Consider the following 16,994-nt stretch of genomic DNA (forward strand, 5'->3'; position numbering starts at 1 on the left):
ATGCGCTTCGACGTGCTCACGCTGTTTCCCGAACTGTTCGCCCCGCAGCTGTCGCTGGGCGTGAGCCGTCGCGCGTATGAATCCGGCCTGGTGGACGTGCGCCTGTGGCCGCTGCGCGAGTACGGGGAAGGGACCTACCGCCGCATCGACGACCGGCCCTTCGGTGGCGGCCCCGGCATGGTGATGCTGGCCGACCCGCTGGCGCGTGCGCTGGCCGATGTTCGGCAGCAGCGCGGCGATGCGGTGCCGCTGATCCACTTTTCGCCCACCGGCCGGCCGATCACGCAGGCACTGGTGCGCGAGATGGCTGCCGGGCCCGGCGCCGTGCTGCTGTGCGGCCGCTACGAGGGCATCGACCAGCGTTTTCTCGACCGCCATCCGCATGTCGAGCTGAGCCTGGGGGACTTCGTCCTGTCCGGCGGAGAGCTGCCGGCGATGGCATTGCTGGATGCCATTGCCCGCCTGCAGCCCGGCGTGCTGAACGACGCGGCCTCGCACCAGCAGGACAGCTTTTCCGAGGACGGCCTGCTCGATTGCCCGCACTACAGCCGCCCCGAGAGCTGGCTGCACGACGGCGAGGAGGTGCCGGTGCCGGCGGTGCTGCTGTCGGGCCACCATGCGCACATCGCACGCTGGCGGCGCGAGCGTTCGCTGGAGCTCACCGCGCGCCGGCGACCGGAGCTCATCGAGGCCGCACGGGCCGCAGGACGGCTGTCGAAGGCCGACGAGCATTACCTGTCGAGTCTCGGCATATAATCGCAGGCTTTTCACCGATCCTCTACCGGGCGCGGTGCTGGCAGGCCCACCCTCGTGGGCCCGGCACCGCACACGAACACCACGCGCCGGCAAGATCACCTGGAGAATTTCGTGAACCTGATCCAAACCCTCGAGCAAGAAGAAATTGCTCGCCTGAACAAGACCATTCCGGCCTTTGCGCCGGGCGACACGGTGATCGTCAGCGTCAACGTGGTCGAAGGCACCCGCAAGCGTGTGCAGGCCTATGAAGGCGTGGTCATCGCCAAGCGCAACCGCGGCCTGAACAGCAGCTTCATCGTGCGCAAGATCTCCAGTGGCGAAGGCGTGGAGCGTACGTTCCAGCTGTACAGCCCGCTGATCTCCAGCATCGAAGTCAAGCGCCGCGGCGACGTGCGCCGCGCCAAGCTGTACTACCTGCGCCAGCGCTCGGGCAAGTCGGCACGGATCAAGGAAAAGCTGTCCTGATCGTCGCCGCGGTCCTCACCGCCTCGCAAAGCCGCCTTCGGGCGGCTTTGTCGTTTGCAGCCTATGCTCGCCGACGCCATGCCCCGACCGATCATCCGAGACCCCCGGGCCGTGCCCATCGTCGCCATCGACGATGCACTGCCGCCCATCGACCCGGCCTTGCTCACCGCTTCAGCGCTGCGCGAACGCTTCGCCGAGGCCCGCGGCTGGACGCCCGAGTTCACGGGTGACGGCGGCCAGTCCGAGCGCGCGCCGGCCGCTGCTTCGGTGCTGGTGCCGCTGGTGGACCGGCCGCAGGGCCTGTCGGTGCTGCTGACGCAGCGCACCGCGCACCTGCGCGACCATGCGGGCCAGGTGAGCTTTCCGGGCGGCCGCGCCGAGCCCACCGACGCCGACGCCGTCGACACCGCGCTGCGGGAGGCGCAGGAGGAGGTGGGCCTGCAGCGCCAGCATGTGGAGGTGATGGGCCTGCTGCATCCCTACAGCACCGTCACCAACTTCGTGGTCACGCCGGTGGTGGGCCTGGTGCGGCCCGGGTTCGAGCTGACGCTGGATCCGTTCGAGGTGGCCGAGGCCTTCGAGGTGCCGCTGGCCTTCCTGATGACGCCGGCCAACCACCGCCGGCACCGCTTCGAATACGAGGGCCACGAACGCCACTTCCTGTCGATGCACTGGGAAGGACCGGCCGCCGATGGCCGGCAGCAGGCGTTTTTCATCTGGGGCGCAACAGCCTCCATGCTGCGCAACCTCTATCGCTTTCTGGCAGCGTAGTTGTCGTCGCTATCATCGCCGGCGATGAGTTTCTTCGCCGTCCTTTTTGCGCTGCTGATCGAACAGCTCAAGCCGCTGCCGCGTGACAACTGGGTGCACGATTCGCTGATCTCTTGGGTCGGCTGGAGCGGTCGCAACTTCGACGCGGGCAAGGCCCATCACGCCTGGGTGGTGTGGGGCGTGACCGTGATCGCGCCCGCCCTGGTGGCCTGGGGCCTGCATGCCGCCATCGCCCACTACAGCCTGCTGCTGGCACTGGCCTTCAACGTGGCCACGCTGTACCTCACGCTGGGCTTCCGGCAGTTCAGCCACTACTTCACCGACATCCGCGACGCACTGGACCGCGGCCAGGAGAACGAGGCGCGGCGCCTGCTGGCCGAGTGGCGCCACCTGGACGCCAGCGAGCTGCCGCGCACAGAGCTGATGCGCCACGTGATCGAGCATTCGCTGCTGGCCGCGCACCGGCATGTCCTGGGCGTGTTCTTCTGCTTCATCGTGCTCTCGGCCTTCGGCCTGGGGCCGGCGGGGGCGGTGCTGTACCGCATGGCCGAATTCGCCAGCCGCTACTGGGCCTACAAGCAGCGTGCGTTGCAGGCGCCGTCGAACGACCGGCTGCGCGAGATCTCGCAGCGCATGTTCTCGCTGATCGACCATGTGCCGGCGCGACTGACGGCCTTCGGCTTCGCGGTGGTCGGCAACTTCGAGGAAGCCATCAATGTGTGGCGGCGCGACGCCGGCCTGTGGCTGCATGTCAACGAAGGCATCATCCTGTCGGCCGCCGCCGGGGCGTTGAACGTGCAGCTGGGTGGCGGCTGGGCGCCGGGCATCACGCCGGACCGCTCCAAGACCTTCGAGAGCGGCGTGGATCCCGAGGCGGTGCGCGCCCAGGGCACCACGCCCGGCCTGCCGCCGCAGCTGGGCCACCTGCACAGCCTGGTGGGCCTGGTGTGGCGATCGGTGGTGCTGTGGATGCTGCTGGTGGCGCTGCTGTCGCTGGCCAACGTGCTGGGCTGAAGCCCGCTGCGGTCAGCGGTGGCTGCTGCGCGAGAGCTCGTCGAACAGCTCGCCGTAGATGCGCCAGCGTGAGGGGCTGATCTCGCCGCGCTCGACCGCCGCCCGCACGCCGCAGCCCGGCTCCTGGCGATGGGTGCAGTTGTAGAAGCGGCATTCGCTCAGGTGCGCCGCCAGGTCGGGCATGAGCCGCGGCAGGCGCTGCACGTCGATCTGCTGCAGGCCGAATTCCTGGAAGCCCGGCGAGTCGATCAGCGCCGTGCCGGCGTCACGGTCCACCCAGTACCAGCGCGTGGTGGTGGTGGTGTGGCGGCCTGAATTCAGCGCGGTGGAGATCTCGCCCACCTGCGCCGCGGCCTCGGGCACCATGAGGTTGATCAGCGTGCTCTTGCCGGTGCCGCTGGGACCCAGCACCAGCGTCGTGCGGCCGGCCAGCAGCGGCGCGAAGAGGGCGCGGGCGCCTTCGGCATCGTGCTTGATGGAGCTGTCGTGCACCTCCACGCCCATGGCCCGGTAGGGCGCCAGGCGCTCGCGGGCCAGCGCCGCCTGCGGCAGGTCGGCCTTGTTGAGCACCACGCAGACGTCGATCTCCGCCGCCTCGGCGGCGATGAGCGCGCGCGTGAGCTGCGACTCGCTGAACATCGGATCACCCGCCACCAGCACGATGATGCGGTCGAGGTTGGCGGCGAAGCTCTTGGTCTTCCACTCGTCCTGCCGGAACAGCAGGTTGCGCCGCGGCTCGATCTTCTCGATCACGCCTTCGTCGTCGCCGCCGGAGCCAGTGGGCATCCAGCGCACGCGGTCGCCCACCACGCAGTCGCTTTTCTTGCCGCGCGGATGGCAGGTCAGGCGCCGGCCTTCCGGCGTCTCGACGATGAAGTGGCGGCCGTGGGCGGCGACGATGAGGCCGGTGTCGTGCTCGGCGCGTCGGGAAGCGGCCGTCATGCGCCGTGCAGCCGCAGTGCGGCCAGCCGCTCGGTGGCGGGCGGATGCGAATAGTAGAAGCGCACGTAGACCGGATCGGGCGTCAGCGTGGAGGCGTTGTCCTCATGCAGCTTGAGCAGCGCACTCGCCAGGTCGCGGCCGTTCGCCTGTGCACAGGCGTAGGCGTCGGCCTCGAACTCGTGCTTGCGCGAGCTGCGCGCCGTCAGCGGCGCCAGCAGGAAGGTGAAGGGCGGCAGCGCCAGCAGGAACAACAGCAGCGCCAGCGCATCGTTGGGCGCGCCGAGGTTGGGCTGCACGCCCAGGCCGGTATAGAACCAGGCCTGCTGCGACAGCCAGCCCAGCAGCGCCAAGCCGGCCAGGCTGAGGCCGAACATCACCGCCATGCGCTTTTGCACATGCCGGTGCTTGAAGTGGCCGAGCTCGTGCGCCAGCACCGCTTCCACCTCGCCGGGCGACAGCTTGGACAGCAGCGTGTCGAAGAACACCACCCGCTTGGCCGCGCCCAGGCCGGTGAAGTAGGCATTGGCATGGGCGGAGCGGCGGCTGCCATCCATCACGTACAGGCCCTTGGCCGCGAAGCCGCAGCGCTGCATCAGCGACTGCACCCGCGCCTTCAGCGATTCGTCGGGCAGCGGCTCGAACTTGTTGAACAGGGGCGCGATCAGCGTGGGATACAGCACCAGCAGCAGCAGCTGGAAGCCCGTCCAGGCGGCCCAGGCCCACAGCCACCACAGGCTGCCGGTGGCGCCCATGATCCACAGGATGAGGGCCGCCAGCGGCAGGCCGATGACCGCTGCCACCGCCAGGCCCTTGAGCATGTCGCCCAGCACCATGCGCCAGGTCATGCGGTTGAAGCCGAAGCGTTGCTCGATGCGGAAGGTGTTGTACAGGTCGAAGGGCAGGTCCAGCGCGCCAGCGACCAGCGCGAAGGCCACCAGCAGGCTGAGCTGGTAGGCCATGTCGCCCCAGCGCGGCTGCACCGCTTCCAGAAGCCAGCCGTTGAGCGCATCCAGCCCGCCCAGCAGCGTCCAGCCCAGCAGCACCAGCGTGGAAAACGCCGTGGACAGCAGGCCGACGCGGCCCTTGGCCAGCGTGTAGTCGGCCGCGCGCTGGTGGGCGGTCAGGGTCACCGTGCGGGCGAAATCGGCGGGCACCTCGTTGCGGTGTGCGGCCACGTGGCGCATCTGGCGCGATGCGAGCCAGAACTTGACGCCCATCGACGCCAGCAGTGCGGCGGCGAAGAGCAGAGACAGCAGGAGGGCTTGCATGGCCGAAGTGTAGGGCTGCGACAATCGACCGCTTTCCCAGACCCGCCGTGCCATGACCGACACCACGACTCCCAGCCTCGCCAAGAGCGACCAGAACCTGATCTGGATCGACCTCGAGATGACCGGTCTCTTTCCCACCACCGACCGCATCATCGAGATCGCGGTGGTGGTCACCGATCCGCAGCTGCAGGTGCGCATCGAAGGCCCGGTGTTCGCCATCCACCAGAGCGACGCCACGCTGGACGCGATGGACGCCTGGAACAAGGGCACGCACGGCCGCAGCGGCCTGACCGAGCGGGTCAAGGCCTCCACCGTGAACGAGGCGCATGCCGAGGCCGAGGTCATCGCCTGGCTTGCGCAGTACCTGCCCGCCGGCAAGAGCCCGATGTGCGGCAACTCCATCTGCCAGGACCGCCGCTTCCTGGCCAACTACATGCCGGCGCTGGAAGCCTTCTTCCACTACCGCAACCTGGACGTCAGCACGCTGAAGGAACTGGCCAAGCGCTGGAAGCCGGAGATCCTGGGTGGCTTCAAGAAGGCGCAGGCGCACACCGCCCTGGCCGACATCCACGAGTCCATAGACGAGCTGGCGTATTACCGCAATCACCTGCTTTCCGTCGACCCGGCGTGAAATTGCAGCGGGGTGCTTGGTAAAAACCCGGATTCACAGTAGAATCCGCGCTTCGGCTGGTGGTTGCTGCCAGCCGTTTCGTTCATCCCCACTGACTCTGTGGCCGGGCAATCTGCCCGGAAGCCCCTCTCGGGGCGCGGGTCGGCGGCGATGCCGTCGCTTGGGCCCGTTTGTCACTGTGCGGCACTCACTCAGAGTTGCCCGTCGAGCGTTCCTGTTGCTGCGACCTGACCCGGCTGCACCGTCCGTGCAGCCCGCGCAAGCTTTGTGCTGCGCGCCGAGAGAAGAGAAAGAGTTCCATGTTCACTGAAGCCAACACCCCCGCAGCCGACATTCCCGCGGGCGACGGCGAGACCAACGGTTTCGCCACCCTGGGCCTGCATGCCGCCCTGGTGCGCGCCGTGGCCGATTCCGGCTACACCACCCCGACCGAAGTGCAGGGCCGCGCGATTCCGCCGGCGCTGGCCGGCCAGGACCTGCGCGTGTCCTCCAGCACCGGCAGCGGCAAGACCGCGTCCTTCGTGCTGCCGGCACTGACCCGCGTGCTGGCCGCCCGCGGCGATGGCAAGCGCCGCGAGAAGGGCGTGGTCCACGGCCCGCGCATCCTCGTGCTGACGCCCACCCGCGAACTGGCGATGCAGGTCTCCAAGGCCGCTTCCACCTACGGCACCCACGTGCAGGGCCTGCGCGTGGCCACCATCGTCGGCGGCGTGCCTTACGGCGCCCAGCTGAAGGCGCTGCGCGGCCCGCTGGACGTGCTGATCGCCACCCCTGGCCGCCTGATGGACCACATGGCCAGCGGCAAGGCCATCCTGGCGAACGTCGAGATGCTGGTACTGGACGAAGCCGACCGCATGCTGGACATGGGCTTCATCGACGACATCCGCCACATCGCCGAATCGCTGCCGCAAGAGCGCCAGACGGTGATGTACAGCGCCACCTTCGCCGGCCACGTCGGCCGCCTGGCCGCCGAACTGCTGCGCGACGATGCGCAGACGATCGACGTCGCCTCGCACACCGACACGCACGAGAACATCGAGCAGCGCCTGCACTGGGCCGACAACGGCCAGCACAAGAATGCGCTGCTGGACCAGATCCTGTCGGAGCGCGACATGGAGCAGGCCGTGGTGTTCACCAGCACCCAGCGTGATGCCGACTGGCTGGCCGACCGCCTGGCCGACATGGGCCACCATGTCGCCTCGCTGCACGGCGGCATGCCGCAAGGCCGCCGCACCCGCGTGCTGCAGGGCCTGCGCAACAAGCAGCTGCGCGTGCTGGTCGCCACCGACGTGGCCGCCCGCGGCATCGACGTGCCGACGATCAGCCACGTGATCAACTACGGCCTGCCGATGAAGGCCGAGGACTACGTGCACCGCATCGGCCGTACCGGCCGTGCCGGCCGCAATGGCCTGGCGATCACGCTGGCCGAGGCGCCGGACGCCGGCATGATCCGCCGCATCCAGCAGTTCACCACCCAGCAGATCCCGGTGGCGACCATCGCCGGCCTGGAGCCGCAGAAGCCCGCCCCGCGCCTGTTCACGCAGCGCCGTGAAGGTGGCTTCGGTGGTGGCGCCGGTGGCGACCGCCCGCGTGGTCGTCCGTTCAACAAGGGCGGCTTCCGCTCGGGTGGCGGCGACCGTCCGGCCTTCGGCGGCCCGCGCAACGGCGGCGGTTTCAAGTCGTCGCCGCGCCAGCGTTGATCGCGCTCCGGCCATGAAGAAAGGGCTCGCAATGCGAGCCCTTTTTCTTTGGCAGGGCCGGTGCGTCAGACGCCCAGCAGCTCCACCTCGAACACCAGCGTGGCGTTCGGCGGAATGACGCCGCCGGCACCGCGGGCGCCATAGCCCAGGTCGGCGGGGATCGTCAGCACGCGCGTGCCGCCGACCTTCATGCCCTGCACGCCTTCGTCCCAGCCGCGGATGACCATGCCCTGGCCGAGGCCGAACTGGAACGGGTCGTTGCGGTCCTTGCTGGAATCGAACTTGCGGCCGCGCTGGTTGGGGGCGGCAGCGTCATGCAGCCAGCCGGTGTAGTGCACGGTGACATGCTGGCCGGCGCGGGCTTCGTCGCCGGTGCCCGGCACGGTGTCTTCGTACTGCAGGCCGGAGGAGGTGGTGACCATGATCGGAGCGTCCTTCTTGTGTTGTCAGCCCCACATCATGCCAGCCCGTGGATGCGCGCCCAGGCTGCGGTGGCTTCGGCCAGCCAGGCGTCACGGTGGGCGGCGGCCAGCGGTGGCAGGCCCAGCGCCTGGCCGGCCTGCCGCAGCGCCTGCAGCACCTCCCCGGGCGCGCCCAGCGCCAGCGGCGCGGCCCCGTTCTGCTTGGACAGCTTGTGCCCGTCCGGCGCCAGCACCAGCGGCGTGTGCAGGTAGCGCGGCGTGGGCAGGCCCAGCAGCCGCTGCAGGTGGATCTGGCGCGGCGTGTTGTCGGCCAGGTCCTCGCCGCGCACCACGTCGCTGATGCGCTGCGCCGCGTCGTCCACCACCACCGCCAGCTGGTAGGCCCACAGGCCGTCGGCCCGGCGCACGATGAAGTCGCCCACCTCGTGCGTGAGGTCCTGGTGCGCGTCGCCCAGGCGGTGGTCATGCCAGCCGATGTGCAGCGGCTGCGCCTCGGTGCCGCACCGCACCCGCCAGGCGCGGGCCGGCTTGCCGTTCAGGCCCTGGCGGCAGGTACCGGGGTACACCAGCTCGCCGAAGCGCTCGGGCGGGTGGCCGGCCGCCGCCAGCGCGGCTTCGATCTGCTTGCGGGTGCAGCCGCAGGGATACACCGCACCGGCCGCCTGCAGCGCCTGCAAGGCGGCCGCATAGGCGTCGCCGCGCCGGGATTGCCACCAGGGCGCTTCGTCGGCCACCAGGCCCAGGCGCTGCAGCTGGTCGAGGATGGCGTGGTCGGCACCGGCCACGCAGCGGGGCGTGTCCACGTCCTCGATGCGCACCAGCCACGCGCCGCGGTGCGCGCGGGCGTCCAGCCAGCTGGCCAGCGCGGCCACCAGCGACCCGGCATGCAGCAGGCCGGTGGGCGAGGGCGCGAAGCGGCCGCGGTAGGCCGCTGCGGCGCCGGGGCCGGCGGCCACCGTCAGTCCACCCGCTGCGGCAGGCCCATGTGCCGCTCCAGCAGCGCCAGGCGGGTGGCCGGGCTTTCCAGTTGCTCCAGCCACCAGGCCAGCGCCAGGCCCTGCGGCGCCTTCCTGGGTTGCGGCGCGGCGGTGGTGCGCCAGGCGTAGCCCAGCAGCACCTGGCTGCGCTCGCGCTGCACCGGCTTGATGACCAGCCGGCCGGCGTTCACATGCTCGCGGATCAAGGGCTCGGGCAGGAAGCCGCAGCCCAGGCAGCGGATCTGCGCCTCGATCTTGGCCTGGGTGCTGGCCACGGTGAACACGTCCTGCCCGGGCAGCAGGTTCACCGTCAGCGGGGACAGGCGGTGCGCCGAGTCGGCCACGGCGACCGCGCGGTGGCGGATCAGCTCGGTATCGCTGATCGGTCCTTCCACTGCCGCCAGCGGATGGTGCGGCGCCACGGTGAACACGAAGTCCATGCCACCCAGCGGCTTCATCGCGATGCCCTGCGGCGGCGCCACCCCGGTGCCCACCCCGATCGCGAGGTCGGCCTGGCCCGACACCAGCGCTTCCCAGGTGCCCGCCAGCACCTCGGTGCGCAGCCGCAGCCGCGTGCCCGGCCCGCCCTGGCCGTCGTCGGGGCGCATCGCAAAGAAGGATTCGCACAATTCGAACATGGTGAGGCGGGAGATCACGCCATCCACCGCAATGGTGAGGGAGGACTCCCAGCCGGTGGCCACGCGCTTGACCCGGTTGGCCACTGCGTCCATCTCGGCCAGCAAGCGGCGGCCCTCGTTGAGCAGCTCCTCGCCCGCGGCGGTCAGCCGGGCCTGGCCTGAACGGCGGTCGAACAACAGCACGTCCAGCGCGTCTTCCAGCTGGCGCACGCTGTAGGTCAGCGCCGAAGGCACCTTGCCCAGCTCCCGCGCGGCGGCCGCAAAGCTGCCGAGCCGGCCGATGGTGTCCATCATCGTCAGGGCATCGGGCGTGAGGGCGCTGCGGCGGTCGGGCATGCCTTCATCTTATTTGAATGGACGCTTCAAGCAAGGCCGGCTGGAGCGGCGGGCCGCGGCTCCTACATTGGATTCACACAAGGAGTCCGCACCATGATCACCCTGCGCAAGAGCGAAGACCGGGGCTATGCCGACCACGGCTGGCTCAAGAGCCACCACAGCTTCTCGTTCGCCGACTACCACGACCCGGCGCACATGGGCTGGGGCAACCTGCGGGTGATCAACGAGGACCGCGTGGCGCCCGGGACCGGCTTCGGCACCCACGGCCACCGGGACATGGAGATCGTCAGCTACGTGCTGGACGGCGCGCTCGCGCACCAGGACAGCATGGGCAACGGCACCGCCAGCGGCGCCCACAGTGGCGTGATCCGGCCCGGCGACGTGCAGCGCATGACCGCGGGCACCGGCGTGCGCCACAGCGAGTTCAACCACTCGAAGGACGGCACGACGCACTTCCTGCAGATCTGGCTGCTGCCCGAGCGTCGCAACCTGCCGCCTGGCTATGAGCAGAAGCACTTCGACGCCGACAGCAAACGCGGCCGGCTGCGGCTGCTGGCGGCGCCCGGCGGTGAAGACGGCGCGGTGACGCTGAATGCCGACGCACGCATCCACGCCGGGCTGTTCGATGCGGGCGAGCGGGCGCAGCTGGCGCTGGACCCGGCGCGCCCGGCCTATGTGCACCTGGCCCGTGGCCAGCTGGAGGTGAACGGCCTGACGCTGCAGGCCGGCGACGCGGCGCAGCTGCAAGGCGAGTCGCTGCTGACGCTGGCCAACGGCCGCGATGCCGAGGTGCTGGTGTTCGAGCTGGCTCCTTGAAACCGTGCGCTTTCCCCCTGTCGCCGGCGCAGTGGGCCAAGCAGTGAGGCAAACGCCCCACACCTCCGCCGGCAAGGGTTTGACCTAGGGTTTACACTAGGTCTAAGGGTTAGCACTTAGACCGACCCTCTTGCTGAGTCGAAAGAGAGATAGTAATGACCAAGATCATCGAAATGCTGCATGACCTCATGCGCCCCGAACCCGCCGCCCTGGACGAAGCCTACCTGGCCGAGTCGGTCGACATCTACGACCTGGAGCGCCGCATGCGCGAGCTGGACGACCGCCGCATGAACCCGCAGTGGGGCGGCCTGATGTCGCACGGCACGGCCTGAGTTTCCCGCTTCAAGCGCCCAGGAAGGCCCGCGCTGCATCCAGCGCACTGGGCAAGTCTTCTTCCTGCGGCAGGTGGCCGGCTTCCGGCAGGCGCACCAGCACGGCGTTCGGGATGGACGCGGTGACCCGAGCGGCCCGATCGCCCGGCATCCAGCGGTTCTGCTGGCCCCACATCACCTGCACCGGCATCGGCGTTGGCAGTTGGCGGGTCGCATTCTGCGCCGGACTGCCGTTGCCACCCGCGGCGGCTGCGCCCTGGGCATGGGCCTCAGCCTGCACCTGCAGCAGCTGCTCATGCAGCGCGCGGCGGTTGCCCTCGCGCAGCAGCAGCTCGAAATGGCGGTCGACCTGCTCGGCGCTGAGCCGATCGGGCCGCGCCACCAGGGCCGCCAGGTGCGCCTGCACCAGCGCCCGGGGCAGCAGCGATTCCGCCAACCAGTGCAGCACCGGCAGCCGCGCCACCAGGAACAGCGGCGGCGTCCGCCGCGCCAGGATCGGACCGCTGCCCGGATTGAGCAGCAGCAGCCGTTCCACACGGCTGGGTGCTTGAGCCACCAGCTCCAGTGCCACCTCGCCACCGCGCCCGTGGCCGACGAGCTGCACCTGCCGCAGCTGCAGCCGGTCCATCAGCGCCAGGACGAAGCGCGCCTGGGTGGACAGGCGGTAGTCGGCCTCGGGCTGCGGGCCAGTGAGGCCGGCGCCTGGCAGGTCGACGCTGACGACCCGCCGCTGGCGCGCCAGCCGCGGCGCCCAGGCGGACCAGGTGTGCAGGCTGTTGCCGAGGTCGTGCAGCATCAGCACCGGCAGCGGATCCTGCGGATGGCCTTCGTCGCGCAGGTGCACCACCTGGCCGGCCAGTTCGATGAACTGCGAGGGTGGCGGCGCCCAGCGCGCGACCAGGGATTCGGGCGCGCGGTCGGGCGCGCGGGACAGGGACACCGCCAGCGCCGTGCAGATCAGCAGCCCGCCCAGCAGTCGCAGCGCCCAGCTGCCGGCGGCCGATGGCGGATCGGCCGGGCCCCGCTTCACGGTGTGGCGTCGGGCGCCGCCTGGGGCGCCAGGGTGGCGTCGAGCAGCTCACGCTCGTCGAACACAAAGCAGCCGCCGCGCCAGTGCGGCGCGCCGTCGGTCTCCTCGAAGTACTTGAGGATGCCGCCTTCAAGCTGGTAGACGTGCTCGATGCCGGCTTCCTGCATCGCCAGCGCGGCCTTCTCGCAGCGGATGCCGCCGGTGCAGTAGCTCACCACCGTCTTGCCGGCCAGCTCGGGTGCATGCGTGGCCAGGGCCTTCGGAAAGTCGCTGAAGCGGCGCAGCTGCCAGTCGATGGCGTGCTCGAAGGCGCCGGCCTTCACCTCGAAGGCATTGCGGGTGTCCAGCATCACCACCGGGCGGCCTTCGTCGTCGGTACCGCGGTCCAGCCAGCGGGCCAGGGTCTTGGCCGGCACCGAGGGCGCACGCCGCGCCTCCGGCCGGATGGCCGGCTGGTTCATGCGGATAATCTCGCGCTTGACCTTCACCAGCAGCCGGCGGAAGGGCGTCTTGTCGCTGAAGCTTTCCTTGTGCGCCAGGTCGGCAAAGCGCGGGTCGGCGCGCAGCTGTGCCAGCCAGGCGCGCAGGCCGTCGATGGGGCCGGCGACGAACAGGTTGATGCCTTCCTCGGCCAGCAGCACGGTGCCCTTCAGGCCCAGGGAAGCGGCGGCTTCATGCAGGCGGTCGCGCAGGGCAGGCAGGTCGTCGAGGGTGACGAACTTGTAGGCCGAGGCATTCAGGACGGAAGGTGTGGAAGGCTGCACGGCGGGCATTCTAGGAGGGGCGCTGCCTACAATCCCGCGATGCCTTTTGTCCACCTCCGCATCCACACCGAATACTCCGTCGTCGACGGCACCCTGCGCATCGACGAGGCGGCCCAGGGCGCCCGCGCCGACGGCCAGGTGGCCCTGGGCATCAGCGACCTGTCCAACCTGTTCGGCACGGTCAAGTTCTATTCGGCCTGCCGCAAGGCGGGTGTCAAGCCGCTGATCGGCGTGGACGTGTGGATGGAGCCCGAAAGCGGGGAGAAGCAGCCGAGCCGGCTGCTGCTGATCGCGCAGGACTCGCAGGGCTACCTGAACATCAACCAGCTGCTGTCACGCGCCTGGACGGGCAACACCCAGCGGGCGCAGGCCTGGGTGAAGTGGAGTTGGCTGGCCGAGCTGAACGGCGGGCTCGTCGCGCTGTCCGGCGGCGATGCCGGCGCCGTCGGCCAGGCGCTGCTGGCGGGCGACGAGGCCCGCGCCGCCGCCATCGCCGAGCGGCTGGCCGCCACCTTTCCCGGCCGCTTCTACATCGAGCTGCAGCGCGCCGGCCTGCCGCTGCACGAGCCGCATGTGCGGGTGGCCGTGCCGCTGGCCGCGCGGCTGAAGCTGCCGGTGGTGGCCACGCATCCGGTGCAGTTCGCCACGCCCGACGACTTCGAGGCACACGAGGCCCGGGTGTGTATCGCCGAGGGCGAGACGCTGGCCAACCCGCGGCGCGTCAAGCGCTTCAGCCGAGAGCAGTACTTCAAGTCGCAGGCCGAGATGGAGGCGCTGTTCGCGGACATCCCCAGCGCGGTGGCCAACACCGTGCGCATCGCCCAGCGCTGCAACCTGAGCCTGGTGCTGGGCAAGCCGCGGCTGCCCGACTTCCCGACGCCCGGCGGCATCCCGATCGAGCAGCACTTCCGCGCGGCGTCGCTGGAAGGCCTGGAGCACCGGCTGCGCCAGCTCTACCCCGACGAAGCCAGGCGCCAGGCCGAGCGGCCGCGCTACGTGGAGCGGCTGGACTTCGAGATCGACGTGATCCTGAAGATGGGCTTTCCGGGCTATTTCCTGATCGTGTCGGACTTCATCACCTGGGCCAAGAACAACGGCTGCCCGGTGGGCCCGGGCCGCGGCTCTGGCGCCGGCTCGCTGGTGGCCTATGCGCTGTCGATCACCGACCTCGACCCGCTGCGCTACAACCTGCTGTTCGAGCGCTTCCTGAACCCGGAACGGGTCTCGATGCCCGACTTCGACATCGACTTCTGCCAGGGCAACCGCGACCGGGTGATCGACTACGTCAAGCAGAAGTACGGGCTGGACGCGGTGAGCCAGATCGCCACCTTCGGCACCATGGCGGCCAAGGCCGCGCTGCGCGACGTGGGCCGGGTGCTGGGCATGGGCTATGGCCATGTCGATTCCATCGCCAAGCTGATCCCGGCGCCGCCCGGCAAGACGGTGACGCTGGCCAAGGTGCCCGAGAACCCCGATGGCGGCGTGATCTACGCCCGCAAGGAGGCGCCCGAGCTGGAACAGCGCGAAGCCGCCGAAGAGGAAGTGGCCGCGCTGCTCGACCTGGCCGCCCGCGTGGAAGGCATGGTGCGCAACATCGGCATGCATGCCGGCGGCGTGCTGATCGCGCCGGGCAAGATCACCGACTTCTGCCCGCTGTACCAGCAGCCGGGCAGCGACTCGGCCGTCAGCCAGTACGACAAGGACGACGTCGAATCCATCGGCCTGGTGAAGTTCGACTTCCTGGGCCTGGCCACGCTCACCATCCTGGAGACGGCCAAGGAGTTCATCGTGCGCCGGCATCCGGCGAAGAAGGACTTCGCGTACGAGACGATTCCGCTGGACGACGCACGGGCCTACAAGCTGTTCTCCGACGGCCTGACCGAGTCGGTGTTCCAGTTCGAATCGCCCGGCATGCAGCGCATGCTGCGCGATGCGCGGCCCAGCGTGTTCGAGGACATCATCGCGCTGGTGGCGCTGTACCGGCCGGGCCCGATGGACCTGATCCCCAGCTTCTGCGCCCGCAAGCACGGCCGCGAGGAGGTGGTGTACCCGCACAAGCTGCTGGAAGGCGTGCTCGCCGAGACCTACGGCGTGATGATCTACCAGGAGCAGGTGATGCAGTCAGCCCAGGTGCTGGGCGGCTACTCGCTCGGCGGCGCCGACCTGCTGCGCCGGGCCATGGGCAAGAAGAAGCCCGAGGAGATGGCCAAGCACCGCGAGATCTTCCGCGAGGGCGCGGCCGCCAAGGGCATCGACGGCAAGACCGCCGACGAGGTGTTCGACCTGATGGAGAAGTTCGCGGGCTATGGCTTCAACAAGAGCCATGCCGCGGCCTACGCACTGCTGGCCTACCACACGGCCTGGCTGAAGGTGCATTTCACGGCCGAGTTCTTCGCGGCCAACATGTGCATCGAGACCGACGACACCGACAAGCTGAAGGTGTTGCTCAACGACGCGCAGACCAACTTCGACATCCGCTTCGAGCCGCCCGACGTCAACAGCGGCACCTACCGCTTCGAGCCGATCGACGACAAGACCGTGCGCTACGGCCTGGGTGCGATCAAGGGCACCGGCCAGGGCGCGATCGAGGCCATCGTGGCCGCACGCGCGCAGGGCGGGCCGTTCCGCAGCCTGTTCGATTTCTGCGCCCGGGTGGACCGCCAGCGCATCAACAAGCGCGTGGTGGAAGCGCTGATCAAGGCCGGCGCCTTCGACAAGCTGCATGCCGACCGCGCCAGCGCGCTGGCCAGCGTGAGCCTGGCACTCGACTGGGCCGACACCCAGGCCGCGCATGCCGACCAGGGCGGCCTGTTCGACTTCGACGATTCCCACGGCAGCAGCACGCAGGAGCCGCCGCTGGTGCCCGCCGAGCCCTGGAGCGTGAAGGAGCGTCTGACGCTGGAGAAGACGGCCATCGGCTTCTACCTGTCGGGCCACATGTTCGACCAGAGCGAGGCCGAGGTGCGGCAGTTCGTGCGCCGCGAGATCGCCGACCTGGGCGACAGCCGCGATCCGCAGGTGGTGGCCGGCATCGTCGGCGACCTGCGCATCGTCAACGGCAACCGCGGCCGCGTGGCCATCTTCAAGCTGGACGACAAGAGCGGCTTCATCGAGGCGGTGGCCGACGAGAAGACGCTGGACGCGAACAAGGAACTGCTGCGCGACGACGAACTGCTGGTGATCCAGGGCCGGGTGCAGCCCGACCGCTTCAGCGGCGGCCTGCGGCTGAACGTGCAGCAGGTCTGGGACCTGCCCACCGCGCGCTGCCGCTTCGGCCGCTACCTGCAGGTGAAGCTGGGCAGCGCGGGCCTGGACGCGCTGCAGCCGCTGGCCGCGCTGGTGCAGGAGTTTCCGGCGCGCCGCCTTGTCACCGAGGAAGGCGAGCGGCTGCAGGGCCTGCCGGTGCGGCTGGCGCTGCAGCGCGAGCAGGCGGTGGGCGTGGTCGACCTGGGCGACGCGGGCAGGTTTTTCCCCAGCGACGCGGCGCTCGAGCGCTGGCTGCGCAGCGTGCCCGGCGGCGCCACCGTGGTGTACGACGCGGAAACCACCTGATCAGGCGCCGGCCCCCGCCGCGGGCACGGCAGTGGCCGCAGGCCGGGGTGCCCTGCGCTGTCTCATCTTCAAGAAGGAAGTCTCCATGAACAAGCTCTCTGCCGGCCTGGCGCTGGCGGCTGCCGGCCTGCTGGCCGCGGCGTCCGCGGGCGCGGCCGACGTCGGCGTGTCCGTCACCATCAGCGAGCCGGGTGTCTATGGCCGCATCGACATCGGCCGCTTCCCGCAGCCCCAGGTGGTGCTGGCGGAGCCGGTGTGGGTGCAGCCGGTGCAGCGCGGCTACCAGCCGCCGCCGGTGTACATGTGGGTGCCGCCGGGCCACCAGAAGAACTGGGCCAAGCACTGCGGCCGCTACAACGCCTGCGGCGTGCCGGTGTACTTCGTGCGGGACGACTGGTACCACCAGCATGTCGACCGGCGCGACGGGCCGCACGGCCAGCCCGGCGGCCGCGACGACGACCGTGGCCCCGGCAAGCACCATGACAAGGGCCCCGGCAAGGGCCACGGTCATGGAAACGACAAGGGAAACGGCCATGGCAAGGGCCATGGCCGCGACTGAAGCCACCGGCGCGCCGGCGGT

At 69.9% G+C, this 16,994-nt stretch carries 17 protein-coding genes; 10 read left to right on the top strand and 7 right to left on the bottom strand.

The features are described from left to right. The 4 genes from trmD to VO99_RS14085 all read left to right on the top strand — a co-directional run bounded on the left by trmD (position 1) and on the right by VO99_RS14085 (position 3,006). Positions 1-756: a tRNA (guanosine(37)-N1)-methyltransferase TrmD gene (trmD, locus tag VO99_RS14070; protein ID WP_046113497.1), complete on the top strand. Its 756-nt coding sequence runs from the start codon at positions 1-3 to the stop codon at positions 754-756. Positions 757-867: 111 nt separating this feature from the next. Next, on the top strand, positions 868-1,221 hold the full coding sequence (gene rplS / locus VO99_RS14075) for a 50S ribosomal protein L19 (protein ID WP_046113621.1): 354 nt from the start codon (positions 868-870) through the stop codon (positions 1,219-1,221). 78 nt (positions 1,222-1,299) lie between these two features. Further along, entirely contained in the window at positions 1,300-1,992 is a 693-nt protein-coding gene (locus VO99_RS14080; RefSeq protein WP_046113622.1) for a CoA pyrophosphatase, read from the top strand. A gap of 24 nt (positions 1,993-2,016) precedes the next feature. Next, a complete protein-coding gene (locus tag VO99_RS14085; protein ID WP_046113498.1) occupies positions 2,017-3,006 on the top strand; it encodes a CobD/CbiB family protein in 990 nt (329 codons plus the stop codon). Between the two features lie 12 nt (positions 3,007-3,018). Here VO99_RS14085 and rsgA read toward each other — a convergent pair whose 3' ends face one another. Both rsgA and VO99_RS14095 read right to left on the bottom strand, forming a co-directional pair. After that, positions 3,019-3,948, bottom strand: a complete 930-nt coding sequence (rsgA, locus tag VO99_RS14090; protein ID WP_046113499.1) for a ribosome small subunit-dependent GTPase A — start codon at positions 3,946-3,948, stop codon at positions 3,019-3,021. Beyond that, positions 3,945-5,216: a M48 family metallopeptidase gene (locus VO99_RS14095; RefSeq protein ID WP_046113623.1), complete on the bottom strand. Its 1,272-nt coding sequence runs from the start codon at positions 5,214-5,216 to the stop codon at positions 3,945-3,947. Before VO99_RS14095 ends, rsgA begins: the two co-directional genes overlap by 4 nt. A gap of 52 nt (positions 5,217-5,268) precedes the next feature. On the opposite strand from VO99_RS14095, the gene orn reads away from it, so the two are divergent. Further along, complete coding sequence (gene orn, locus VO99_RS14100; protein WP_046113500.1) at positions 5,269-5,847, top strand: oligoribonuclease; 579 nt, start codon at positions 5,269-5,271, stop codon at positions 5,845-5,847. Positions 5,848-6,146: 299 nt separating this feature from the next. Next, positions 6,147-7,547, top strand: coding sequence for a DEAD/DEAH box helicase (locus VO99_RS14105; RefSeq protein ID WP_083440595.1), 1,401 nt, complete (start codon positions 6,147-6,149; stop codon positions 7,545-7,547). A gap of 65 nt (positions 7,548-7,612) precedes the next feature. Here VO99_RS14105 and VO99_RS14110 read toward each other — a convergent pair whose 3' ends face one another. From VO99_RS14110 to VO99_RS14120, 3 genes are read right to left on the bottom strand one after another with little or no spacing between them, the layout of a single operon-like run. Then, the gene (locus VO99_RS14110; RefSeq protein ID WP_046113501.1) at positions 7,613-7,969 is read right to left on the bottom strand and encodes an FKBP-type peptidyl-prolyl cis-trans isomerase; all 357 of its coding nucleotides are present in this window, start codon (positions 7,967-7,969) and stop codon (positions 7,613-7,615) included. A 35-nt stretch (positions 7,970-8,004) separates the two neighbouring features. After that, a complete protein-coding gene (gluQRS, locus tag VO99_RS14115; RefSeq protein WP_046113502.1) occupies positions 8,005-8,925 on the bottom strand; it encodes a tRNA glutamyl-Q(34) synthetase GluQRS in 921 nt (306 codons plus the stop codon). 2 nt (positions 8,926-8,927) lie between these two features. Beyond that, positions 8,928-9,920 (bottom strand): LysR family transcriptional regulator, encoded by a 993-nt coding sequence (locus VO99_RS14120; protein ID WP_046113503.1) that lies wholly within the window; start codon positions 9,918-9,920, stop codon positions 8,928-8,930. Between the two features lie 93 nt (positions 9,921-10,013). Between VO99_RS14120 and VO99_RS14125 the strand changes: the two genes are divergently transcribed. Then, positions 10,014-10,736, top strand: coding sequence for a pirin family protein (locus VO99_RS14125; RefSeq protein ID WP_046113504.1), 723 nt, complete (start codon positions 10,014-10,016; stop codon positions 10,734-10,736). A 155-nt stretch (positions 10,737-10,891) separates the two neighbouring features. Next, on the top strand, positions 10,892-11,068 hold the full coding sequence (locus tag VO99_RS29540) for a DUF3563 family protein (RefSeq protein WP_083440596.1): 177 nt from the start codon (positions 10,892-10,894) through the stop codon (positions 11,066-11,068). 10 nt (positions 11,069-11,078) lie between these two features. Here VO99_RS29540 and VO99_RS14130 read toward each other — a convergent pair whose 3' ends face one another. After that, on the bottom strand, positions 11,079-12,098 hold the full coding sequence (locus tag VO99_RS14130) for an alpha/beta fold hydrolase (RefSeq protein WP_052736327.1): 1,020 nt from the start codon (positions 12,096-12,098) through the stop codon (positions 11,079-11,081). Beyond that, positions 12,095-12,871: a sulfurtransferase gene (locus VO99_RS14135; RefSeq protein ID WP_046113505.1), complete on the bottom strand. Its 777-nt coding sequence runs from the start codon at positions 12,869-12,871 to the stop codon at positions 12,095-12,097. The genes VO99_RS14130 and VO99_RS14135 overlap by 4 nt, the downstream gene beginning before the upstream one ends. A 30-nt stretch (positions 12,872-12,901) precedes the next feature. Here VO99_RS14135 and dnaE point away from each other — a divergent pair, with 30 nt between their 5' ends. Together dnaE and VO99_RS14145 are read left to right on the top strand one after the other, a co-directional pair. Continuing rightward, the gene (dnaE, locus tag VO99_RS14140) at positions 12,902-16,414 is read left to right on the top strand and encodes a DNA polymerase III subunit alpha (RefSeq protein ID WP_046113506.1); all 3,513 of its coding nucleotides are present in this window, start codon (positions 12,902-12,904) and stop codon (positions 16,412-16,414) included. An 85-nt stretch (positions 16,415-16,499) separates the two neighbouring features. Further along, a complete protein-coding gene (locus VO99_RS14145) occupies positions 16,500-16,973 on the top strand; it encodes a hypothetical protein (RefSeq protein ID WP_046113507.1) in 474 nt (157 codons plus the stop codon). Positions 16,974-16,994 lie beyond the last annotated feature (21 nt).

This window comes from Aquincola tertiaricarbonis, from assembly GCF_000969605.1.
GTDB classification, from domain to species: domain Bacteria; phylum Pseudomonadota; class Gammaproteobacteria; order Burkholderiales; family Burkholderiaceae_C; genus Aquincola; species Aquincola tertiaricarbonis.